This window comes from Chryseobacterium sp. X308, assembly GCF_020733145.1.
Lineage (GTDB): Bacteria > Bacteroidota > Bacteroidia > Flavobacteriales > Weeksellaceae > Chryseobacterium > Chryseobacterium cupriresistens.
This window is the reverse complement of the sequence record NZ_JAJFZH010000010.1, coordinates 22923-47503: the sequence shown is the minus strand read 5'-3', so window position 1 is coordinate 47503 and position 24581 is coordinate 22923. Positions and strand designations below refer to the sequence as shown.

Below are 24581 nucleotides of genomic sequence, written 5' to 3'. Positions count from 1 at the left end.
ACCCAAAACAGGAGTTGTTTTTTTATATGTAAACAAAGTCTTTATTATTTTTATCTCCTGATATTCAGCAGCAGGGTTTTTATTACAGTCTGGTAAAGAAACTGATTGCAATTATAAGTCAAATTCGTCTCCCAGGCGTGCTATATTAAAACCTTTTTCAATAACCTGTTTACTCTGTCTGCTGTCAGGATTTAAAATTTTATTGGTATGGTTAAAATGGATAAAGAAAATTCTTTTTTTATATTCAGGCGGAAGGCTTTTAAACAGTTCCATACTCTCCACTACAAATGGATGCGGGATATCCTCAATATTTCTATAGCCTATTTCTTCCGAATCATAAAATGTGCCGTCCAGAAATGCATAATCTACTGTTTTTATGAGATCTGTGATATTGTATTTCCACTTATTCCATTTATCTATATCCGGAATGAATAATGCCTTTTTATGAGGACCTTTAATAATGAAACCCACTGTTTCCGAATATTCATCACGGTGAGGAACCTGTATAGGAGTAACTTCTAAATGAGAGTTCACCTTTATTGGTGTTTCATTTTGCATCTCATAGGGAATAATATTACTCAAACGGGTTAGCTGAGACCACGGGCCATTGTTTTCAAAAAACTTTTTAAGCCTTGGCATGGTATAGACGGGAACATCCTTGGAATTCATACCTTCTTTCCCCAAAAACATAAGACCTGTATAATGTCCGATGTGGGCATGGGTAATAAAGATACCATCAGGGACAGTTTTCTTTGGAACGGCTGTATGTTCCATCAGGAATTGCAGCTGTTGAGTGAAATCAGGGGTGGCATCGAAGATATAATTTTTCTGCAGTTCGTCGTCGATGACTCCCAGAGAAGATACTTTCCTGTCCTGCCGGGGATGTTTCCACAGATCCATACAGCATTCTTTACGGCATCCGATCTGAGGAGAGCCGGCATCCTGTACATTTCCCAGAATTATAATTTTTACATTCTCTGTAGCGTTTCTTTTATTCTGAAGGGTTTGAGAATGATAGGAATGCGCTGTGAATAGTAGGGCTGAAAATAAAATAAAGAATTGCTTCATAATGTGTTTTTTATGAAACGAATATAACAAAAAAACTACTCAAAAAATGAGTAGTTTTTTATATTGTAAACAAAGTACTGATTATTTTTTTAAATAACCATCTACTTCATCAGCATTCATTACTTTTTCTTCGAAAACGTAAGCTCCTGATTTAGAAGACTTAACCATTTTCACCACTTTAGTCATCTTCTTAGACTGACCGCTTTGTAGGGTTGCTACTACTTTCTTTGCCATGGTAAGTTATTATTTATAAATTACTTAATTTCTTTGTGAATGGTAGATCTCTTAAGAACAGGATTGTATTTTTTCAATTCCAATCTTTCTGTAGTGTTCTTTTTATTTTTTGTAGAAATGTATCTTGACATTCCTGGCATACCACTTTCTTTGTGCTCTGTACATTCAAGGATTACTTGAACTCTGTTTCCTTTTTTTGCCATGATTTATTAATTCTTTTTAATCAATCCGTTTCTAGTAGCTCTTTCAATAGCTTCCTCGATTCCAATCTTGTTAATCACTCTCAATCCATGAGCTGATACTTTCAGTGTAACGTGCTTATCTTGCTCTGGAAGGTAAAACTTCTTCTCTAATAAGTTAATTTCAAAACGACGCTTCGTTTTGTTATTAGCGTGAGAAACGTTGTTACCAACCATTGCACGCTTTCCTGTTATTTGGCAAATTCTTGACATATCTCGATGTTCTTATTTGTATAATATTTGAGAGTGCAAAATAACGAAGAATTTTTTAGATAGACAAATCTTTTGGAAAATATTTGCAAATAAGTGGCTGATTAATAATATTGAATTTTTAAAATAACAGAATCCTTGGGATACAGCAGATAATCAGTGCTGATATATTTCATACAGCCTTTTTTTCACCCGGAAAATTTAATACTCTATCTTTGTTTTTAATTAATCTAAATAAAAAGAACTATGAAGAGGATCTATATTTTATGTTCTATGCTGCCTGTCAGTATCATGGCTCAGAATTTTACTGAGATTCAGACCGGCATGAATAATTTTTATTATGCTGCAGCTGATATTGCAGATATAGATAACAACGGTACGCTGGATATAGTACTCAACGGAGCGATAGATGCTGATGGCGATGGAAATGTGGACAGTACGTACAATGAAGTATATCAGAACAATGGAACAACATTGTCACCGTTTGCAGGATTAGGAGCTGATGTAACCCATCTTGGCGATATTAGATTCATTGATTATAATAATGACGGGCTGATGGATATTGTTTCTACAGGGCTCAGCTATATGGATGTTGTTAATTATAAACAATACCGCTTCAAAAACACCGGGGCAGGATTTGTAAAAGAAGCGGAACTGCCGGGAAAAATTTATGGATCCCTGGAAGTTTTTGATTTTAATCATGACGGAAAGCCTGATTATGCCCTTAATGGAACTCAATATGCTCATGGCGGAGGCTTCGGAAACAGTCTGGATTATTATAAAAATACTGGGACTGGTTTTGAACTCACAGAAAACTGGGTAGATGGAACTCAGAGCGGGAGCTTTAAAGTGGTAGATCTTAATAATGATAATCTGCTGGATCTTGTGATTATCGGATCAGACATCAACGGAGATGCTGTATCCAAAGTATACATGAACCAGGCAGGAGTTCTTACTCCTACACAGGATCTTGCGCCTGTTGTAGTGGGAAAAATAGATTTTGCAGATTTTAATGCTGATGGATTTCAGGATATCGTGGTGATTGGAAGAGATGCCAATGATGATGCCTATTCTGCTGTTTTAATGAATGATGGTACCGGAGCATTAACTCCTCATATAATTCAAGCAGGCGATATTTCTGATGTGGCACTAAGTGTCGGAGATTTAAATAATGACGGCTATTACGACTTTATTATTTCAGGAAATGAAAATTATAATGCTGTAGTGAAAACCTATATCTATGATGTTTCCAATCATACATTCAATGAAGGAGCTGTAACGGGGATTACTGCCCTTGGAGGTCCTGGGCTGGTGCAGCTTTTTGATTTTAATAATGATCATCATCCGGACATTTTATTGGGTGGATTCGACTGGGCTGCTTCAGATCTGCCTTCACTGACTAAAGTATTTAAAAACAATGCTGCAGAAGCAAACGCTAAACCTACAGCACCAACGCAACTGAATCTGACTAAAAACGGAAACCGTTTCAATTTTATATGGAGTGGGGCATCGGATGATAAAACTCCTGTGAATGCATTACGTTATGAGATCTCGGTAGGAACTGCGCAGGGAGCTCATGATATTGCAAAATATGTGGTAACGACACCATCATGGTTCCTTGAGCTTGATCCGGCTGTCCAGAATGTATACTGGAGTGTGAAATCAATTGATGCTGCAAAAGTATATTCTGACGCTTCTGCACAAAGTGTGTTGGGAACAGCGGAAAACAAATATGAAAAGCAGCTTGTTATCTATCCGAACCCTGTGTCAGATAAAGTCTATATCAAAGGAGAAAAAGTTTCAGAAGCTGAAATGTATTCGATGGATGGCAGAAAACTGAATATCAGTATCAATGCAGATCAGTCTATTGATGTTGCTCATTTACCAAAAGGAATCTACATACTAAAACTGAAGATAAAAAACGAAATAACCATGAGGAAACTTACGATTAAGTAATTGAATCAATTCTATCTTCTATCAATGAGAAAAGCCAGACGTCCAGCTGGCTTTTCTCTTTTTTATGGAACAAAATCTTTATGATCTGCAGATCTTGTGTTATTCGTGAGTAAATTTGTGCAATTAGTGTTTGAGAACTAAGCTTTCTTTGTTTTCTTTTTGAACCATTCAATCAGATAGTAAAACAATAAGAATCCTAATGCAAATATGGAAAACCTTGAAAGAAGATCTCCTGCTCTTGTATAAAAAGTCATTGTATCATACAGGTTTACCTTTGCGAATAAGGCTGTCTGGTCACCATAAAAAGTATCGGCTGTGATCTCTCCTTTAGCATTGATATGCGCTGAAATTCCGCTGTTCGCTGCACGGGCGATTTCTCTTCTGGTTTCAATAGCCCTCAGTTTAGCATAAGATAAAAGCTGTTTGTGCCCTTCGGTAACGCCCCACCATGAGTCATTGGTCATAATACCTAAAAAGTTAGCTCCTTTTTTTACATAGTCTGTTACAAATTCACCATAAATACTTTCATAGCAAATGATAGGCGCTAGTTTTCCTTTGTTGTAAGGATTTGCAAAGGCAACTCGTTCTTTATCTGTTCCCAGAGAAGCTACAGTACCTCCAAGATTCAGCATGGCATCTCCCAATAATGGTTTTAAAACATTCATATAAGGAAATATTTCAACACCTGGCACCAGTTTTCCTTTATGATAAGCCTGTACTTTTTGACCAGGCACCAATTGAATGGCGGTGTTATAACTGCTCACCCAAACACCGCTATTAATCTGGTAAGCTTCCTTTGGTAGGTTGGCCGGGTTATAATAAAAACGGTGTGAAGAAATTCCTGTAGCAAAAACAGATCCCGGGTGACTGGATAAAAAGCCTTTGATATTATTAAGAAGTAAACTCTTTTCAAAACCTGTTTCGGAAATAGATCCTCTTCCCGGAAGGGCGGTTTCCGGTGCCATATAATAATCAATTTTACCGGTTGAGTTTTTTTCAGCAAGCGCTAATAAATCCTGTTCTATAGTCAGGCTATCTTTGGAGTATTTTTCAGCATAAGGATCAAGGTCCGGCTGAAGCATCAGAACATTAACCTGTCCGATTGGTTTTTCATCAAAATTGTTATATCTGATTACTGAAATAATCATTGGCAGAACAATTAAAGCCGCAACAATAGCGGAGTTTTTGATCAGATCTTTTCTCTTTCTTCCGGCTTCCCATGTTCTTACAGTATAAAAAATCAGAACATTGATGACAAGAATCCAGAAACTTCCTCCGGTTGCTCCTAAGGTATCATACCATTGGATCAGTTTCGGATAGTCTGAGAATACATTCCCCAGGTTCAGCCACGGCCATGTCAGTTCCCATCCTAAATGAAATTTTTCAAAACTCATCCAGATGGCAATTAAAAATCCTAATCCCCAATACGTTCCCTGAGCATTTTTGTACCAGTGATAACATTGGAATACCAGAGAATATAAAAGAGAATTGACCAATACAGGGAATAAAACAGCCATCAGTGAGTGGCTTCCATCCGGATTCTTTGAACCATACAGCCATCCTGTAGTAACTACGTTCCAGATGACAAAGCATAGGTAAGAATATCCGAAGACTACCCAGCTTTTCCTTTTATAATCAGAAAATTTTGAAATGCCATGTTCCATCATCAGAAGAGGAACAAGGGCAAAAAATATAAAAAACGGAACCCCATAAGTTGGCCATGAAACCGACAGCAGCATTGCTGAAATAAGTGTAAGCAGAACGTATTTCATTAAATTATTTTAATACACAAATTTAATGTTTTTGAAATGAATATATTAGCAGTTCGATGTTAAAGAAAATTTATACAATCATTATTGTTCCGTATACTCTGTTTTTGCTCTATCTGATGTTCTTGGGAATGGGCAGATTTCAATATGAGGAAAATCTCATCACGGTAGAACCTGTTTTTTCTACGATTAAATTTATTCAGGGACCCAATAAAACTATGGATATAGTAACAATTGTTTTGGGTAATATTATGATGTTTATTCCTTTTGGATTTCTGGGCTGGGTAATTCCCGGACTGAAAAAGCTGAAGCCTCTGATATTTGGTTTTATTTCATGTATTGTTATTGTGGAAGCGCTTCAATATTTTACCAGAATGGGAATATTTGAGGTAGATGATATCCTCCTGAATACTTTCGGGGTATATATTGGATGGTTGCTACGCAGATTTTTGGATAGGAAACTTAACTATTAAGTTCTTTTGCACGCTTTTCAGCATTCAGAATTCCCTGTTTCAGAATTTCTTTAAAACTGTTTTCTTCAAATGTTTTTAAAGCAGCTTCAGTAGTTCCTCCTTTGGATGCAACATCTTTAATCAGTTCCTCAAGATTTTTTTCCGAATTATTGATCAGATGGTAAGCGCCCAGCATGGTCTGCTTTACAAAAAGTTTGGAAAGGTTTTCTTCAATTCCCATTTCAATACCTGCTTTAATCATAGCATCAATAATATAATAAAAATAGGCAGGGCCGCTTCCTGAAAGGGCAGTGACACCATCCAGAAGTTCTTCATCCTCCAGATAAACCGATCTTCCTGTGCTGTTTAATAATCTTTCAATATTGATTAACTGGCTGAAAGAAATTCCGTTGGCAGCAGTATACCCTGTGATTCCCATTCCCAGAAGGGTAGGAGAGTTTGGCATTGCTCTTACCACAAGCGGATGATTCAGTAATTTCTGGATTTTTTCAATATTGATTCCCGCCATGATGGATAAGACCATCTGGTTTTCCTTGAAAGTAAATTGAATGTTTTGGGCAACCGCCTGAAAATCCTGAGGCTTTACTGCAATGATGATCAAATCAGCATCTATATCTTTTACGTCTTCAAAAGTAGAGATTTTGGATTTGGGAAATTCCTCAGCTATTTTGGAGATTTTTTCCTGGTTTCTGATAATAAGATGCAGATGTTCAGGTTTGATCAGTTCGTATTTTAAGAATGATTTCGAAAAAGAAAGTCCCATATTTCCGGCTCCAAGAATAGCTATTTTCATCACAACTAGTAATTTTTAAGCTAAAATAATGATTTTCCGGAGACTAGATATGAATTGATTCTGAATTAATTTTGCTGGGTGAGCGCAAAGGGCTCAAAGATTTTGAATAATCTGCCGTTTTAAGATGCGAGAACATTTATTTCGACTTCGCTCAATATGAGATTTTCAGTAAGGGTGAGAATGAAATCAGATAAGGTTAATCCTTTTGTAGTACAAAGATCGAACAGCATTAAATGTTATCGAAGATAAAATCCTTGCGCCTTAAAATAATAACAAAGAAAAATAAAAGATCTTTGCGTCTTTGCGTTAATCCAACAGTTACAGATAATAAGTAATAAAAAAAGACTTAATTCATACGAATCAGCCTTTATATATTTTTAGATTAAATAATATTCACTTCCCGTTCAAGTTCTATCCCAAACTTTTCCTTTACAGAATTAATGATCTCTGTAGAAAAATCAAAAATTTCTTTTCCTGTAGCACTCCCGGTTGCATTAATGATCACAAGAGATTGTAGTTTGTGTGAAGCTACATTTCCGATTTGTTTTCCTTTCCATCCACATTGTTCAATCAGCCAGCCGGCAGGAACTTTTACCCCATCTCCATTCGGATAACCCTGAATATTTTCAAATTTTTGTTTTAATGCTTCATACTGAGCTAAAGGGATGGTTGGGTTCTTGAAAAAACTTCCGGCATTTCCAATTTCTTTAGGATCCGGTAATTTGCTTTGACGGATATTGATCACTGCTTTTGAAACATCCTGAATGGTAGGATTTTCAATGCCAAGATTTTCCAGTTCAGATTGGATTGCTCCATATTCGGTTTTGATATGGTGATCTTTTTGGGTTAGTTTAAAAGTAACTTCCAGAATAACATATCTGCCTTTTCCTTCCTGTTTGAAAATAGAGTCCCTGTATCCGAATCTGCATTGTTCAAGATTAAAAGTTCTCAATTCAAGATTCTCCAGGTCCAATACTTCACAGCTTACAAAAATATCTTTGATCTCTGTTCCGTAAGCCCCGATATTCTGCATCGGAGAAGTTCCTACATTTCCCGGAATTAAAGAAAGATTTTCAAGGCCTCCATAATTTTTTTGCAGGCAGTACATTACAAATTCATGCCAGTTTTCACCTGCTTTTGCGGTTACCAATACCTCATTTTCATTGATGATTTCTTCGGAAATACCTCTTAAACTAAGTCTGATAGCAAGACCATCAAAATCTTTGGTAAGAAGAATATTGCTTCCGCCTCCCAGGAACAGAAGCTGAAGATTTTGGGTCTTCGCGAAAATGAGTGCCTCTTTTAATTCATCAATAGTATTAACTTCCGTAAAATAACGGGCTTTGGCTTCAACACCAAATGTGTTGTAAGGTTGTAATGAAAAATTTTCCTGCATGTTTTTTTATTGGTATTCTTTGGGGAGAATTTTGTCTAGTTGTTCTTTAAGTTGCTGTAACTGCTTGTAATGTAAAGTATCTGCATAAGCATTCACATAGATATGTGATTTTTTTGGAGTCCGGATCTGGAAGGTTTCATCTGTTCCGTCTACAGACTGTTGGCTTGGAGAACTTTTGATATGATCAAGATCTACAATATTGATCGTTGATACCAGCTTTTTCCAGGTTTCGGAATTCATAGCAGATGCCCATGATTTATGGGTTTGATTGGCTGTCATCCCTTGTTCTGCAAAAACAGAATCTTTTGTAGCCTTCACAATTCTGTAGTTTCCCAGATGTCCTCCGATGTCGGATACGCTGATGAAGGTAATCTCGTGTGGATTTTTTTGAGAAACAGATGGCTCTGCCTTTTTGGAATCACAGGAAAAAAATGCCGACAGCAAAAGGATCGAAAACAGGATTTTCAGATGGAGTTTTTTTGTTGTCGGCATCAGTATATTTTTTACAGACTGAATTCTTCTCTGTACTTCTTTAAAGCTTCTTTAAGAATTTCAGCACTTCTTTTTAAGTCTTCTTCTTTCAGTACATAGGCAATTCTTACCTGCTTTTTACCTAATTCAGGATCGCTGTAGAATCCTCCTGCAGGCGCCACCATGATGGTTTCATTATTAAGAGAATATTTTTCAAGCAGCCACTGGGCAAATTTTTCAGTATCGTCTACCGGAAGTTCTGCAACACAGTAGAAAGCTCCTCTTGGTTTAGGGCAGATCACTCCTGGAATAGCATTTAAAAGATCTACCAATACATTTCTTCTGTGGGTATATTCTTCTCTTACAGCTCTGATGTAAGGGCCGTCATTTTGGTGTGCTGCTGTTGCTGCAATCTGTCCTAAAAGAACCGGGCTTAATCTTGCCTGTGCAAAAAGCATCGCTGCATTGCGGATCTTGTTGGAACGTGTCACCATACACCCGATTCTTACTCCACACATAGAGTAACGCTTGGATTCAGAGTCAATAATGATACAATTTTCAGCTAATTCAGGGAAATCAAGCATTGAGATCTGCTGCTTTCCATCGTATACGTATTCTCTGTATACTTCATCAGAAATGATGACGATATCATATTTCAAAGCGATTTCTGCCAGTTTCTGAAGTTCCTCACGGGTATAAAGATATCCGGTAGGGTTACCAGGGTTACAGATGATGATCGCTCTTGTTTTTTCTGTAATTTTTTTCTCAAATTCTTCAACAGGCGGCAAAGCAAAACCAGTATCAATTGTAGAAGGTACAGCTACTACATTCACATCAAATGTGCTGGTGAACCCATTGTAGTTGGCATAGTAAGGTTCTGGGATAATGACTTCATCACCTTCGTCACATAGAGTAGAGATCGCAAAGTTAAGCGCTTCAGAACCTCCGTTGGTAACAATGAAGTTATCAGGAGTAAGATCTGAGAAGCCTAATGAATGATAATATTCAGTAAGGGCCTTTCTGTATTCTATATTACCTTCAGAAAGAGCATATTCCAATACTTTTAAATCGATGTTCTTTAAAGCATTTAAAGCTGTTTCCGGAGTTTCAATATCAGGCTGTCCGATATTAAGGTGGTATACTTTTATTCCTTTTTGTTTTGCTTGTAACGCAAAAGGAACCAGTTTTCTTACCGGCGATGGCGGCATATGCAGTGCTCTGTTTGAAATATTCGGCATTGTTCAAAAAATTTGTATGACAAAAATAGGATTTAATTTCTCAATAATAAAATTAAGAATCAATAAGAAGATGTTTCATACGTTTTATGTTGTCTTTAAAATTTGATTGTTTAATATTAAATTTTCATGTATTTAAAATAAACTTTATGATTATGTTAAAAATAATATTTTCGTGTTATTATTTTTCTTAAATTTCGCCTCAAATGTGATTAAAATGGTAATAAATTTATTTTCTAGAGTAATACCTGCTATTGCTCTGTTTTCGGCCACGGCTATGATGGCTCAGAATTATCAAACCATGCCCATTTCCTCAGGCTTTACAGCTGATGTGATTGCTAATGGCATTGGTTCTTCCACAATTACTACAAACAATGACGTAGACGGAGTTTCTTACGCTTTTGTAGCTAAAGATTTTCAGTTAACCTCCACAAGCGCAGCTATTACCTATGGTATTCCTGTTGACGGGATTATTAATTCTGTAGTGGGAACTACTCCGGGGCTGAGTTTTCAACTGGCCGGTCTGAGTGCGAACAACTCTTTAAGACTGGCTGCAATTAATGATAACGGAACCCTGACATTTACAGCACCAAAAGCTGCAACCAAGTTGTACATGCTTGCTGTAAGTGGAAGCGGTACTTCTACGGTAAATGTAGTGGTGAATTTTACCGATGGCAGTTCGCAGACGTTTTCAGGGATCAGTCTTGCTGACTGGTATAATGGACCTAGTTTTGCCATCCAGGGAATAGGAAGGATTAAAAAGCCCGGGGCTACTCCCGGTGCCAGTGATGATATCCCCTCTCCTGAGGGCGGAACCAATCCAAGATTATATCAGGCTGAACTGGCTATAGATGCTGCGAACCAGGCAAAACTAATACAGAGCGTAACGGTAACCAAAGCAAGCGGTTCAGGTATACCGAATATTTTTGCTTTTTCGGCAGATGCCTATTCGGATTGTATGCCTCCTGTATTGCAGGCCGTTTCCGGAATCACAGCCAATTCTGCTTTAGTCTCATGGACAGGCAGTGCTGCCAGTTATGATGTGTACCACAGTACTTCCAGCACAATACCGGCAAGTACAGTAACACCTACTTATCAGGGAGTAACAGGAACAAGTACAACAATAGGAAGTCTTAATTCCAATACAACCTATTATTATTGGGTGAGATCGAATTGTAATACTGTAACCGGGCAGAGTGTATGGTCTTTTGCAGGAACATTTAAAACGGCTTGTTCTACTTTCACGGTTCCTTACACAGAAAACTTTGATACGACAAGTACAGGTTCAAGCACCAATACCAATGCTCCAAGCTGCTGGGCATATTTGGAAACTCCTTCATTTTCGGGTTATGGCTATGTATCAACCTCCAATAGTTATTCAGCACCTAATTCTTACTACATGAATAACTCGAGTGGGACTACAGGCAGTCAGATGTTGGTTGCACCTCCAACGGTGAACCTTTCAGACGGGACCAAACGTGTGAGATTCTATGCAAAAGCCGGAGGTAGTAATTATACTTTATTGGTGGGAACACTATCGAACCCTGCGGATCCTGCATCCTTTACACAGATAGGAGCTCCTATTTCCCTTACAACTACGCATGCACAATATACAGTGAATATTCCTGCAGGGTCTGATTTGCAACTGGCATTCAAACACGGTTTAGGAGGTTCTTCACGTTCTATTTATATTGATAATATTACCGTTCAGGATATTCCATCCTGCCTTGAGCCAACTGCAGTTGCGGTATCCAATCTTACAGTGAACTCTGCAACAATTGGCTGGACTGCTCCTCTTTCGGTTCCTTCAAATGGATACGAAGTATACTACAGTACAACGAATACTGCACCTGATGCATCTACTGTCTTGAACGCTTCCAATTCTGTAACTTCCGCTACGACTTCTGCACCATTAAGTTCATTATCTTCTGATACCAATTATTATGTATGGGTAAGATCTGTATGCAGTGCTGCTGATAAAAGTATCTGGAGTGAGGTGCTTACATTCAGAACAGGGTATTGCTTACCTTCATCTACTTCTCAGAATTCATGGCTTTCTGACTTCAGTTCTACAGGAGGACTTGTAGATATGGCTTATTCATCCGGTTCAAGTGTTGCAGGCGGATATCAGAATTTAACAACAACCAGTAGCAAAATAATCAATGCTCCTGGCTCCAGTACTTCCGTATCTTTTACGGCCGGTGGTCCTACATGTGGAATCGGGGTTTGGGTAGACTGGAATAATAATTTAACTTTTGAAGCTTCAGAAAGAATGTTTGTAACCAATACTTATGTTACAAGTACGTCGGGATCTATCACAGTCCCTGCAGGAACACCTCTTGGATCTTATAGAATGAGAGTAGTGACTGATTATAACAGTACAGCCCCTTCAAACCCTTGTGCTACTATTTCAAGAGGAGAATTTATTGATTTTACCTTTGAAGTGGCTACCTCTTTATCCACTTCAGAAACGAATCTGAAGAAAAAAGAAGTGAATGTATATCCAAATCCTTTCAAAGATGTGCTTCATGTTGCAGATATCAAAAATGTAAAATCTGTAACGGTTACAGATGTAGCGGGAAGAGTAGTGAAAACTATTGACAATCCAACTAATGAACTTCAATTAGGGGAATTGAATTCCGGTTTATACTTAGTGACGATGAACTTTAAGGATGGTTCAAAATCAACGGTAAAAGCCATTAAAAAATAAAATTTTTTGAGTTAATAATTTCTGTAGGCAGCTGCATTCGTGCGGCTGCCTTTTTTGTTTTTATGAGGCGGATAATTTTCTGACTTCCAAAATCTATTATTGAGAATAAGTAAATAATATTCATTGTGTGCTTTTTGAGTGTTAATAATTTTAGTCTTTTTATCGTTATTTTTTATAATTTAAGTCAATATGTTATTTATTGTTTTGGAAAATAGCTTTTTTAGTATTGGTTTTTTATTTTTGGATTAGATTAAACACAAAAAATATCTCATTATGAAAAAAAAACTATTTTTAGAAAAGCTTTCATACATTGCTTTATTTTCTACCGTTGCCATGCAGGCTCAGAATTATCAAACCATGCCTGTTTCCTCAGGCTTTACAACCGATGTCATCGCTAACGGGATGGGTTCTTCCATGATGAGTACAAGCAATGATGTAGATGGAGTTTCTTACGCTTTTGTAGCTAAAGATTTTCAGTTGACACCCACAAGCCCAGCTATTACGTACGGTATTCCTGTTGATGGCATTATCAACTCTGTAGTTACAACAACTCCGGGACTTAGTTATGTTTTAGGAAACTTAAATGCGAATAATTCATTAAGGCTGGCTGCTGCCAATGATAGTGGAACTCTTACGTTTACAACTCCTAAAGCTGCTTTTACATTGTATATGCTTTCTACCAGCGGTAGTGGAACATCTAAAGTGAATGTAACAGTTAATTTTACGGATGGAAGTAGCCAGGTATTTTCCAATATAAGTCTTTCTGACTGGTATGGAGGATCCAATTTTGCCATCAAGGGAATTGGAAGGATTAAAAGAACTTCAGATGGTTTAGAACCCAGTACTTCGGATCCAAGATTGTATCAAAATGCATTGGCAATAGATGCAGCCAACCAGGCAAAACCAATACAAAGTGTGATGATAACCAAAGCAAGTGGCTCGGGCTATCCTAATATTTTTGCTTTTTCAGTAAACGAAAATACGCAGCTTAGTACCGCTGAAGTAAATGGTCTTAAAAAAGGAGATATTTATCCGAATCCTTTTAAAGATGTGCTTCATATTAATAATGTAAAAAATGTTAAGGCTATAACGGTTACAGATGTAACGGGAAGAGTAGTGAAAACTGTTGACAATCCAACTGCCGAACTTCAGTTAGGGGAATTGAATGCCGGTTTATACTTAGTGACAATGAACTTTAAAGATGGTTCAAAATCAACAATAAAAGCTATGAAAAAATAATAATTTTTGAGTTAATAATTTTTGTAGGCAGCTGCATTCGTGCGGCTGTCTTTTTTTGTGACCAGTTTTGATAATAACTGGACAAAATATTATCAGAAAATGTCCATAAAATTATTATACATTTGCACCGAAAACTATAATATCCATGAATAAATTTAAACTATTTTTTTTAATACCATTATTTTATTCCGAATTTTCCCAGGCTCAGCGAATTGATAAAGAAATAATCAGTTTCCAGCTTTTAAAAGAGCCGGTTTTTCCTACGGAACTTTCCAACAGAAATTACACGATTACGGTAAAGTCTCCCTACAATATTACAAAAGATGATGTCATCAGAATTTCAAAAGAAGACCACCAGAAAAAGGTAGACAATTACCAGACTAATGTTGAAAATGCCAAGTATGAGCATCAGGAAAGATTAAAAGACTATGATGCCGAAGTGAAAAAACTTCAGGAAAAATACAAACTTGAATCTGCAGAATATAGCAAATTGTCAGCTGTAGAAAAAATTGCAGCAACCAATGGAGCTCCCGTACTGAGGCTTCCTTCAAGACCTATCCTTAATATTCCTCCGATGCCGGTGTACCAGCAGCCTGATCTGAGGGATGCTTTAATTGTGGATAACAAAATTCTGGCTTCTCAAATCGATGTGACCGGTTTTTCAAAAGGTGGAAATTATCTTGATATTGTCATTGAAATGGAAAGAACAAATTTCCAGGACAATCAGGGAAAAACTTTTGCCAACCAACCTACAAAAATCACAGCGAAACAAGGCGGTGCCGTAAAACTGGATAAAACTTACTTCTCAGATTTTGCAGAAATAGCAAGCGTTCCGACTAATGAAATTAATCTGAATGCTCAGGAAAAAAGATTCCTGCAAAGAACGATCGACCGCACAAGAAATATTATCAATGAAAACTTCGGGTATCAGACGATTAATTCTACGGTGACATTAGCGACTGTAAAGAATAAAGGAGAGTATGATGATCTGGAGAAAGCATATATCTATGTGACGACCAATCTGAAAAAACTTCAGGCAAAATCGGATTATGCACCGAACAAAATTGCCATGGAGAATATGCAGAAAGGAATTGATCTCTGGAAAACAGCTTTAACAAAAGTAAATTACAACGATAAAAAATCGCTTTACAACCAAAAGATCGGAGAATACCTTTATTTTAACCTGATCAGATTGAATATTGCTTTAGGAAACTACCAGGAAGCAGAGAAATATTTAAACGAGTTACAGGAGCATTTAGTAGATATTAAATTATCCTACGATGCCAATCTTGAACTGAAAAGATTAGAAGAAAAAATTTATAATAACTAAAGAAAACGATATGATTAAACAGATTATTGCTTCGGCATTAATTACCGCTTCTGTGTACTCTTTTGCACAGACGAAAGTAACAGAAGGAACAAAATTCACAGTGGATGCCAATCTTGAAACGGATGATAAACTGGTACTGGCAGATGATTACAATTCTTATATGTTCAGCGCTATTAATATTGACGGATTGATGAGAAATGTTTTCCCTCACAAAAAATTACTGATGAGAAAACTGGATCAGAACGGAAGTCTTGTGGATACTTATGTGAAAGATTATGCCAACAAAATGAATGGTGTTCTTCACAATTATCTGGGGTCACAACAGATCGATGATGATAAATTTATAGCATTTACGGAAGAGTATTTCGGAAAAGAAAACAGAAAAGAAGTATTCCAGCATGTTTTCAGCAGAAAGGAAGGTACTTTTACAACAAAGAGTATTGCAAAATACAGCATCGAGTCTACCAACAAATCAGGAACTACCTATGTCCTTTTCTCAGAAAACGGGAAATATGCAGCTATCTTCAATGACAGATATGCGAATAAAAAGACAGATAATGTCAATGACGTGCTGGTAATGGATCTGAGAACACTTTCTCCGGTCTGGAACAAAGAAATCACATTGAGTAATGATTATGTTGAAAAGTCTTTGACATTAACCAACTCAGCGAAAATCGTTCTATTACGTAAAGCAGCAGGCTGGAAGGAATCCTATAAGCTGGAACTGGTTTCCAATACTGAAGATAAAGACCTTCCGTTCGATGATAAATATATTCCTGAAAAATTATATGCTTTCAGTAAAAATGATAATGATTATCTGGTAACTTTTGGAAGAAAAAATGCAGCAGTTACCATTGGAGCAAGTACTTTCGGAACGGTAATGTTTTATGATATGAAATCAGGAAAAGCAGTTATCAGCAATACCAATCTGGCTGGAAGCAAAGACATGAGCGATGTGAAAGTCATTAAAACGATTGTGAAAGGGGATGAAACTTTAATGGCTGTTCAGCAGGAGACGGTGACAAGACCTATGCCTACAGCAATGAACCGTTTCCCTGATCCTGTATATTCTCTGGATGCGGGAATGCTGATGAAGTTTAATAAAGAAGGTGAAGTACAACAATTCGTAGCAGCAGGAACTTCTACCGGAAAAAGAATTCATGTGGTGGAAGCAGGAGACAAACTTTATATTTCCGCTTTCTATCCTAAAGGAGCATTTGGTAATACAGGATTTTCTATGAAAGTTTTTGATTTTGCCAATCTGAAACCTCAGGAAGTAAGCCTTGATTATAAAGGCAGAAACTTCTTCCAGAACTATGGTTTTGCAGATGGAAATATGATTCAGTACGTTCCGAATGTCAATAAAATGATGTTCCTTCAAAAGAGCAGCAAAGAGGTTCAGATGTTCAGTGTGTACAATTTTATAAAATAATCGTATTTTAGAAAAAATTATCACATGCAGATTCAGTCGGTTTCTATAGAAGATTATATCACGAAAATTCCTGAAGAGAGACAGGAAGCTTTTAAAAAACTTTTTGATACGGTGAACGACAACCTTCCGAAAGGTTTTGAAAATGCTTCAAATTACGGGATGATAGGCTGGGTAGTTCCTTTGACAACCTATCCTGCCGGATATCACTGTGCACCCGGGACACCGCTGCCTTTTATCAATATTGCTTCCCAGAAGAATTTTATAGCACTCTATCATATGGGACTGTATTCGAAACCGGAACTTCTGGATTGGTTCGTAGGAGAATATCCCAAACATTCGAAGAAAAAGCTGGATATGGGTAAATCCTGTGTCCGTTTCAAAAAAACAGATGATATTCCTTTTGAACTGATTGCTGAGCTAAGTCAGAAAATGACGCCTGATGACTGGATCGGAATTTATGAATCACAGTATAAGAAATAAAAAGAGCCCTGAAATCGAATAGATTTCAGGGCTCTTTTGTGAGGGAAGCTGGAAGTTTGAAGCTGGAAGTACTATTCGTGCTTTAGAATCACTTATCGTAAATTCTGGATGGTAAAGTTTGAAGCTGGAAGATATATTTGTGTGGCAAACCACCAATTGTTATTCCTTGATGAGCAATCTGAATATTAAAAAGTTAATTAAATGGTGTGTATTTATTCATCGACATCCAGAAACTTCCATCCTCCAGCTTCCCTCTTCCAGCTAAAAATGAATATCCCAGATTCCTGCTTTTCTTTCAAGCTCAATCAGAGCGGCTGCATTATCTGCAAGAGCCTCATAATAATCTTTTCGAACACTGTTATAGGTTCTCTGGGCATTCAGGACTTCAAGGATAGAGCTTTCTCCTCTTTTGTAGCTATAGATGATTCCTTCCAGAATACTTTTGGCTTCAGAAAGCATTCCGTTATGGAATTGTCTGAGCTGTTTCTGAGTGGCTGTGTATTGCTGAAAAGCCTGCATTACCTCAGCTTTTATCTCCTGTTCGATCTGTTTATACTCAACTTCTGCCTGCGAATGGGCCATTTCTGCTATTTTCAATCCGGCATTTCTTCGGTTGGAAAATTTTAAAGGAATACTGATACCCATTTTTACAGCATTTACAGTGGGAGAAGGGGCCATTTCATTCGTTGCTTCAGTATGTCGTTCTGCTCCGGCACTGATGCCCAAATCTATGATGCGATTAGCTTTTTCAAGGCTGATCTGGCTTTTGGCAACCTCTTTATTTTGTTTCGCAGCCAATAAATCTGCTCTTTCATTTAAGGCCTGAAGAATCAGATCATCGACATTAAAATCTCGGTTGAAAGCATTAAAGTCTCCGGCAACATCTCTGCCTGTAATTTTGCCGTCTCCCATAAATACAGATAAACCGGTGAGAGCCTGCTGCTCTGCACTTTCAGCCTGATATACTTCATTGAGCAAAGAAGCTGCTTCCAGCTTACTCTGTTTGGAAGTGACCCATGTTATCGTTCCCAATTTGTACCGGATACTGTCGGATTTTGCGAGTTGCTGCATGTTTTGATAAGAATCCTGCTGCACTTCAAGCAAAGCCTTGGATTTTAAAGCCTCAATATATCCTAAACTGGCATCTGCACGAAGATTCCTGAAAAAATCCTGCAATTGTATTTTGCTCAGCTCCGATTGATTTCTTGCCAGATTTACCCTGGCCTTTCTTTTACCACCCAATTCAAGTGTCCAGCCAAGTGAGGCTCCATACACATAACCCATACTTTGTCTTACTCCGTTATTGGTGGTTTCCATTTCCAGCTCAGGATCAGGAAACATATTAGCCGTCTGAATCGCTGCTTCGGACATGCTTACATTGTATTTTTGAGAAGCATAGCCTAAATTTTTATTTCCTACAAGACTCAGGTATTCTTCAAAGGGTAAAAGTTCTTTTTCCTGTGCCTTTATCCCTTTGATGCTGAGTAATACGACAGCTAGTATGATAAAACGAACTCTAATTTTCATCTGATTCTAAATTTTGTTTTTTGTTTCGGCGTTCAGCCATAAAATAAATAGCCGGCAGCACGAATAAGGTTAAAATGGTAGAGAACATCAGCCCGTAAACAATTACTGTTGCCAGTGGGCGCTGTACATCAGAACCGATTCCTGTGGCCAATGATGCCGGAAATAATCCGATGACAGCAACCGTCGCGGTCATCAGTACAGGTCTGAAACGGTCTTTTGCCCCTTTGATGGCAGCCTCTTTCAGTTCATATCCCTTTTTACGCAGATCATTGATATGAGAGATCATGATCACTCCATTCTGGATGGCGACTCCAAAGAGAGCGATAAATCCTACTGCAGAAGATACATTCAGAGACATTCCGCGGATATTGAGTGCCAGCATTCCCCCAAATAAAGCCAGCGGAACGATAGACATCAGTACCAAAGCCTGTCTGAAATTTCCAAAGGCACTATACAGCAGCAGAAACATAATAGCTAATGCCAGCGGAACAATAAATGCCAGCCTGGAATATGCCCTGTTTTGATTTTCAAACTGTCCGCCCCATTTGATCTGGTATTTCTCATGATCGTATTGGATCTCTTTTTCAATTGTATTTTGTGCATTTTTCAGGAAAGAAGAAAGATCGGTGCCTCTTAAATTCAGCTTTACCGTAAGATGTCGTTTATTCATTTCTCGGGTAATGGTGCTTTCTCCGGTACTTAATTTCACTTCTGCTACCTGTGATAAAGGGATTTTGGCTCCTGAAGCTGAGGTCAGCATCAGATTTCCGATTTTATCCGGAGTATCGCGGCTGTCTTCTGTATAACGGCATGAAATATCATACACTTTATTGCCGATAAAGATCTGGGAAATGGCTTTTCCTCCCAATGCGACTTCAATAAGATCGGCCACATCTGCTACATTCAGTCCGTACTGAGCAATTTTATCTCTGTTGGCAATAATCTGCAGTTGAGGTAACGGTGGCTCCTGATCGATAGCAAGATCTGCCGAACCCGGAATTGTATGTAAAGTAGACAAAATATTATCCGCAATTCGTCTGGTTTCTTTAAAATCTTCTCCATATACTTTTACCACCAGCTCACTGTGCGCTCCGGAGATTTTGTCCATAACTCCATCAATCATAGGTTGTGAAAACCCGACGGTGAATCCCGGCATATCCTTATAATCTGCAGCAAGTTCTTTGATGAGGTCTGCTTTTGTTTTTCCGGAAGGCCATTCGCTGTATGGTTTTATTCCGACCGATACCTCAAAGTGGGAAGCGGTCCATGGGTCGGTACCATCATCGTTACGTCCTGCCTGAACCATCATATAGGTAATTTCAGGATGTTTCAGCGTGCGGGCACGTAAGGTATCACTCATTTCTTTTGATTTGGCCAAAGAAATTCCGGGTGGAAGCTGTACCTGCAGCCATATAGAGCCTTCATCCAGTTCAGGTAAGAAATCTTTTCCCACATGCCAGGAGAGAATTCCGGCAGATACTAAAACAATCATAATGGGAATGAGAACTCTTTTAGGAGTCTGCATTATTTTTTCAATGCTTTTTCCATAGGCTTTGCCGAGTTTCTCCAGCCATTTATTGTGATAGATCTTCTGTGGTTTCCGATAAATTACATAGGCTAATCCCGGGATAAGAAGTAATGCTACGGCAAGGGCTCCCAACAGGGCATATCCAACAGTAAAAGCCATGGGGGTAAATAATTTTTTTTCCACTCTTTCAAAAGCAAATAATGGAAGGTAGGCCGTAATGATAATGATGGTGGAAAAGAAAATAGGTTTTGCCACTTCAATCACTCTTTGGGTAATTGTTTTTTCTTCCAGTGTTTCTTCAGAATTCTCTTCCCGTTTCTTCAGGATAGTTTCCAGCATGACGATGGCTCCGTCTACAATGATTCCAAAATCGATCGCTCCCAGTGAAAGAAGATTAGCCGGAATATTGGTAAAATGCATTAGTATAAAAGCAAATAATAAAGAAAGCGGAATGGTAATCGCTACCAGTAATGCTCCCCGCCAGCTTCCCAGAAATACAATCAGTACAATAATAACCAGTACAATTCCTTCGGTAAGGGTATGAGAAACTGTGGTAAGCGTTGTTTTTACAAGATCTGTTCTGTCCAGAAAAGGGTGGATCTTTACTCCGGGTGGAAGCGTTTCGTTATTAAGTTCTTCAATCGCTTCATGCACACCTTCCAGTACCTCGGAAGGATTTTGTCCTCTTAGCAATAGTACAATTCCTTCCACGCTTTCAGAATAATCCCGTTTTCGGTCTGTGTAGCTAAGGACTCCTTTTCTTTCAAGGTTTCCGTATTTCAGTGTTCCTACATCATTGAGAAAAACAGGAACTCCATTCTGGGTTTTGACTACAATTTTTCCAAGGTCATCCAGGTCTTTTACCAAACCAATTCCGCGGATTACATACGCAAGGTTTCCGCGGGGAAGCATGCTTCCTCCGGCGCTGACATTATTTTTGGAGATTGTTTCGGTAACTTCTGACAGGGATAAACCATACTGTTCAAGCTTATGCGGATCCAGCTCAATCTGGAACTGGGTGGTAATTCCTCCGAAATTGGTGACATCAGCAATTCCTGAAACCTGTTTGATTCGGGGAATAATAACAAATTTCTGTAAATCTGTCAATTCCCGCAGGCTGTGGCTGTTACTTTCGATAATGTAACGATACACTTCGCCGATGGGAGAGGTAAGGGGATCTAATCCCGGCTGTGCCCCATAAGGGAGCTCCACATCTGTCAGTCTTTCCTGAATACGCTGCCTTGCCCAGTAATCATCTATACCATCATCAAATACGATCGTAATAATGGAAAGCCCGAAGGTACTTTTGCTTCGCATCACATGCATTCCGGGAAGTCCGTTCAGAGATCTTTCCAAAGGAATTGTGATCTGCTGTTCTACTTCTTCGGCGGCCAGGCCCGGAACCTGCGTTACCACCTGGGAAGTGACATCGGCAATATCAGGATAGGCTTCTATGGATAGTCTGGTCCAGGAATAGTATCCGAAGAATCCCAGCAAAAGGAAGAGAGAAAGCATAAGCCATCTCTTCTGTATAGAGATTGTCAATAATTTCTTCATAGTTTTTCATTTACATTATTTTGTATCCGGCATATAAATTCCGCCTTCGGTCATGATGGTTTCTCCGGGTTTTAATCCTGATATGATTCTTACAGTTTTCTCATCGGTTTCTCCCGTTGCCACAGAACGTCTGGTAAATTGGTTTTTTCCTGTTTTTATCCATACATATTGTAAACTGTCCTCCTGCATTAAAGCTGTTACAGGAATCATCACTGTCTTTTCAGGGGTTGTTGAAAAGTTCACGGTGGCGTACATTCCCGGCTTTAATTTTCTGTCCGGATTATCGCATTCAATAAGAACTTTAATGCTTCGGGTATCTTCATCCACCATTTCATTGATGTGATATACTTTTCCGGTAATATTTCTGTCGGGATAGGCGCTTACTTTTACAGAAACCTGGTCGCCAATATTGACAAAGCGAATATCTTTTTCCTTTACATCACCGGAAATCCAGACTTTTGATAATTCTGCGATGATCACGACCGGATCTGCATCTCCTTTCAGATATTGGCCGTTGACAATTTTGTTGGAAATAATTTCTCCGTTAATGGGTGCTCTTACAACAAGCGGACTTCCTATGCCTCCACTTTTGCTGTTATAGACCTTCAGGGCAGAAGATGCATTGGAAAGGGATGTTTTTTTATTTTTAAAATCGGTTTCCGCTTCGTCCAGCTCTTTCTGGATACCGACTCCGTGTTTTACGAGGTCCTGCTGGCGTCTGTAATTTTTTTCTGCAAGTTGTACATCATTCAGAGCATCCGTATAATCTTTTTGAACTGAAAAATAATCTGATGAAAGGATTTCAAAAAGTGGGTTTCCGGCAGAAACATTTTGTCCAAGCTGAATAAAAGATTTTGTAATTCTTCCGGAAAAAGGACTGGCGATTTCCGCGTAGTGATTGGGAATTGCCTGGATTGTTCCCGCTGAAATTACACCGTCGCTGTGTTCCTGTTCGGCTACCATCTGTGTTTTAATTTTTTTGAAAACCGGATGGCTTTCCGGAATGATGATCTGGTTACCTTTTGTTATGATTTCCGGTTCTTTGTTTTGCTGAGGTGCATTGTCTTTACAAGAGACTGCAAAGAGAATAATACTACTTAAGATTATTTTTTTCATGATCTTAATACAATTGAGTGCTGTTGCTGATTTTTACTTTTTCTTTATTATTTTTCCTGGTACTGAACCATTTTTTGCTTCTGGCTTCTTTCTGTGAGGATAGAGTAGGCCTCAGGAATATATTGGTAGATACAATGAAGAGAACTGTGATAAAGGCTTCCAGAGGATATCCCAAAGCGCATAATGCGCCTATGGCTGCTGAACACCATAATGTGGCTGCTGTATTTAATCCTCTTACGGTAAGGCCGTCTTTCATGATAACACCGCCGCCAAGGAAACCTATTCCACTGACGATGTAAGAAGTGATTCGGCCGGCTGCATCGCCACCAATTCTGATGGCAATCAGTACAAATGCTGCAGAACCGATACATACCAGAGTGTTGGTGCGGAGACCTGCATTTTTTTTGCGCCACTGTCTTTCGAAGCCAATACCGGCTCCCAGACAAAATGCGGTCAGTAAACGAAGGGTAAATTCGAATGTATTCATAACTTTTCCTGTTTTGTAAGCTTTTCAGCTGTACGGGAAAAGTGAGTACAACTAAAGCTTTTAAGATTGATAATTACTGTAAGGATCTGAGTCCATATTGCTTTATTTTTTACTGTGCAAAAGTAAAACTGACTGCCCTTTTTTGCCGTTAGAAAAGCTTTAGAATGTGATTAGAAAATCATTAGAGAAAGTTCCTTCCTGTTTTTTTGATGATTCTGCAGGAAATAGTTGTTTATTATATCCTTTTAATATGTGTAAACTGTACTCATGATAAGCGATAAAATTTCAATACATTTGGAGGCTGATTTTTGTAGGACGAATTTTACAATCTGTCATATGAAATAAAAGCTTGTTAAATCCCGGAGACTTCCTTCCAATATCTTTTGAATTATATATTTTAGAAATGAAAAAATCAAACTTAGCAATACCGGCTACGCTTTTAGCGATTATCTGTGTGCAGGGAGGAGCCTCCATTGCAAAACAGCTTTTTCCTGTAATCGGAGCGATTGGTACGGTTACTTTAAGAATTGTACTTTCTGCTGTTTTGCTTACTTTGATTAACCGTCCTAAGTTTTTACAATTTAACAGCCAGAAATGGAAATACTGTGCAATCTATGGAGTTGGATTGGCTGCAATGAATCTTATTTTCTATATGGCGATTCAAAGGATTCCGCTGGGATTGGCTGTTACTGTGGAATTTGCCGGGCCATTATTTCTCGCATTGGCATTGTCCCGTAAACTCTTGGATGTCGTGTGGGCATTACTGGCCTGTGTGGGAATTCTGTTAATTGTTCCGTGGAAAAATGATCATGTCGATTTGTTAGGACTTGGATTGGCCTTTCTGGCAGGGATGTTCTGGGCCCTGTATATTGTAATGGGTGGAAAGGTCTCCAAAATAATGGATGGAAAAGATGCGGTTACCACCGGGATGATATTTGCCAGCCTTGTCATTATTCCTTTTACCATCTGGGATGGAGCCGTTTTCAATCTTACTCCTTCTATTTTTGTAAAAGGACTTGGTGTGGCTGTTCTTTCGAGTGCTTTGCCCTTTTCACTGGAAATGATGGCTCTGAAAAAGCTTCCTGCAAAGACTTTCAGTATTCTGATGAGTCTGGAACCGGCATTTGCAGCACTTTCAGGATTGGTTTTTCTTGCTGAAGAATTATCTTTTTTGCAATGGATTTCTATTGCCTGTGTAATTACAGCGAGTATAGGAACGACCGTTTTCAATAAAAAATCTCTTTCTCATGATTGATGAAATTTTTTTAACCATTAAGTAAATGAAGGTTGTAAGGAAAGTTAAGATTCAAATACATTTGAATGAAGTTTCT

General features: G+C 38.3%; 21 protein-coding genes. 8 read left to right on the top strand and 13 right to left on the bottom strand.

From position 1 onward, the window contains the following. Positions 1 to 111: 111 nt before the first annotated feature. From LIV57_RS12545 to rpmB, 4 genes are all read right to left on the bottom strand, one after another. Positions 112 to 1068 carry an MBL fold metallo-hydrolase gene (locus tag LIV57_RS12545; protein WP_227942854.1) on the bottom strand — a complete coding sequence of 319 codons (957 nt, stop codon included), beginning with the start codon at positions 1066 to 1068 and terminating at the stop codon, positions 112 to 114. A gap of 81 nt (positions 1069 to 1149) precedes the next feature. Then, positions 1150 to 1302, bottom strand: coding sequence for a DUF4295 domain-containing protein (locus tag LIV57_RS12540; protein ID WP_002976755.1), 153 nt, complete (start codon positions 1300 to 1302; stop codon positions 1150 to 1152). Positions 1303 to 1322: 20 nt separating this feature from the next. Continuing rightward, positions 1323 to 1505 (bottom strand): 50S ribosomal protein L33, encoded by a 183-nt coding sequence (rpmG, locus tag LIV57_RS12535; protein WP_002976756.1) that lies wholly within the window; start codon positions 1503 to 1505, stop codon positions 1323 to 1325. Between the two features lie 6 nt (positions 1506 to 1511). Then, positions 1512 to 1754: a 50S ribosomal protein L28 gene (gene rpmB, locus LIV57_RS12530; protein WP_002976757.1), complete on the bottom strand. Its 243-nt coding sequence runs from the start codon at positions 1752 to 1754 to the stop codon at positions 1512 to 1514. A gap of 243 nt (positions 1755 to 1997) precedes the next feature. On the opposite strand from rpmB, the gene LIV57_RS12525 reads away from it, so the two are divergent. Continuing rightward, positions 1998 to 3707 carry a T9SS type A sorting domain-containing protein gene (locus LIV57_RS12525; RefSeq protein ID WP_227942853.1) on the top strand — a complete coding sequence of 570 codons (1710 nt, stop codon included), beginning with the start codon at positions 1998 to 2000 and terminating at the stop codon, positions 3705 to 3707. 137 nt (positions 3708 to 3844) lie between these two features. Here the strand turns inward: LIV57_RS12525 and lnt are convergent, their stop codons facing one another. Beyond that, positions 3845 to 5479 carry an apolipoprotein N-acyltransferase gene (gene lnt, locus LIV57_RS12520; protein ID WP_227942852.1) on the bottom strand — a complete coding sequence of 545 codons (1635 nt, stop codon included), beginning with the start codon at positions 5477 to 5479 and terminating at the stop codon, positions 3845 to 3847. A gap of 56 nt (positions 5480 to 5535) precedes the next feature. On the opposite strand from lnt, the gene LIV57_RS12515 reads away from it, so the two are divergent. Continuing rightward, a complete protein-coding gene (locus LIV57_RS12515; protein WP_227942851.1) occupies positions 5536 to 5949 on the top strand; it encodes a VanZ family protein in 414 nt (137 codons plus the stop codon). Here LIV57_RS12515 and proC read toward each other — a convergent pair. The 4 genes from proC to LIV57_RS12495 all read right to left on the bottom strand — a co-directional run bounded on the left by proC (position 5939) and on the right by LIV57_RS12495 (position 9847). After that, a complete protein-coding gene (gene proC, locus LIV57_RS12510; protein WP_227942850.1) occupies positions 5939 to 6742 on the bottom strand; it encodes a pyrroline-5-carboxylate reductase in 804 nt (267 codons plus the stop codon). The two genes, LIV57_RS12515 and proC, sit on opposite strands and share 11 nt — an antisense overlap. A 382-nt stretch (positions 6743 to 7124) precedes the next feature. Next, positions 7125 to 8138 carry a UDP-N-acetylmuramate dehydrogenase gene (gene murB / locus LIV57_RS12505; protein ID WP_227942849.1) on the bottom strand — a complete coding sequence of 338 codons (1014 nt, stop codon included), beginning with the start codon at positions 8136 to 8138 and terminating at the stop codon, positions 7125 to 7127. A 6-nt stretch (positions 8139 to 8144) separates the two neighbouring features. Next, positions 8145 to 8630, bottom strand: coding sequence for a hypothetical protein (locus LIV57_RS12500; protein ID WP_227942848.1), 486 nt, complete (start codon positions 8628 to 8630; stop codon positions 8145 to 8147). Positions 8631 to 8641: 11 nt separating this feature from the next. Then, entirely contained in the window at positions 8642 to 9847 is a 1206-nt protein-coding gene (locus LIV57_RS12495; protein WP_110008033.1) for a pyridoxal phosphate-dependent aminotransferase, read from the bottom strand. 214 nt (positions 9848 to 10061) lie between these two features. On the opposite strand from LIV57_RS12495, the gene LIV57_RS12490 reads away from it, so the two are divergent. The 5 genes from LIV57_RS12490 to LIV57_RS12470 all read left to right on the top strand — a co-directional run bounded on the left by LIV57_RS12490 (position 10062) and on the right by LIV57_RS12470 (position 17035). Then, on the top strand, positions 10062 to 12554 hold the full coding sequence (locus tag LIV57_RS12490) for a GEVED domain-containing protein (RefSeq protein ID WP_227942847.1): 2493 nt from the start codon (positions 10062 to 10064) through the stop codon (positions 12552 to 12554). A 273-nt stretch (positions 12555 to 12827) separates the two neighbouring features. Next, positions 12828 to 13793: a T9SS type A sorting domain-containing protein gene (locus LIV57_RS12485; protein WP_227942846.1), complete on the top strand. Its 966-nt coding sequence runs from the start codon at positions 12828 to 12830 to the stop codon at positions 13791 to 13793. Between the two features lie 145 nt (positions 13794 to 13938). Then, complete coding sequence (locus tag LIV57_RS12480) at positions 13939 to 15123, top strand: hypothetical protein (RefSeq protein ID WP_227942845.1); 1185 nt, start codon at positions 13939 to 13941, stop codon at positions 15121 to 15123. 10 nt (positions 15124 to 15133) lie between these two features. Then, a complete protein-coding gene (locus LIV57_RS12475; protein ID WP_227942844.1) occupies positions 15134 to 16555 on the top strand; it encodes a hypothetical protein in 1422 nt (473 codons plus the stop codon). Between the two features lie 24 nt (positions 16556 to 16579). Further along, complete coding sequence (locus tag LIV57_RS12470; RefSeq protein WP_227942843.1) at positions 16580 to 17035, top strand: DUF1801 domain-containing protein; 456 nt, start codon at positions 16580 to 16582, stop codon at positions 17033 to 17035. Between the two features lie 261 nt (positions 17036 to 17296). On the opposite strand, the gene LIV57_RS12465 is transcribed toward LIV57_RS12470, so the two are convergent. From LIV57_RS12465 to LIV57_RS12450, 4 genes are read right to left on the bottom strand one after another with little or no spacing between them, the layout of a single operon-like run. Beyond that, entirely contained in the window at positions 17297 to 18562 is a 1266-nt protein-coding gene (locus tag LIV57_RS12465; RefSeq protein WP_227942842.1) for a TolC family protein, read from the bottom strand. After that, complete coding sequence (locus tag LIV57_RS12460) at positions 18552 to 21647, bottom strand: efflux RND transporter permease subunit (RefSeq protein WP_227942841.1); 3096 nt, start codon at positions 21645 to 21647, stop codon at positions 18552 to 18554. The genes LIV57_RS12465 and LIV57_RS12460 overlap by 11 nt, the downstream gene beginning before the upstream one ends. 15 nt (positions 21648 to 21662) lie before the next feature. Further along, complete coding sequence (locus LIV57_RS12455) at positions 21663 to 22763, bottom strand: efflux RND transporter periplasmic adaptor subunit (protein ID WP_227942840.1); 1101 nt, start codon at positions 22761 to 22763, stop codon at positions 21663 to 21665. Positions 22764 to 22767: 4 nt separating this feature from the next. Further along, complete coding sequence (locus LIV57_RS12450) at positions 22768 to 23250, bottom strand: MgtC/SapB family protein (protein ID WP_227942839.1); 483 nt, start codon at positions 23248 to 23250, stop codon at positions 22768 to 22770. Positions 23251 to 23653: 403 nt separating this feature from the next. On the opposite strand from LIV57_RS12450, the gene LIV57_RS12445 reads away from it, so the two are divergent. Beyond that, the gene (locus LIV57_RS12445) at positions 23654 to 24505 is read left to right on the top strand and encodes an EamA family transporter (protein ID WP_227942838.1); all 852 of its coding nucleotides are present in this window, start codon (positions 23654 to 23656) and stop codon (positions 24503 to 24505) included. The last annotated feature ends 76 nt before the right edge of the window (positions 24506 to 24581 follow it).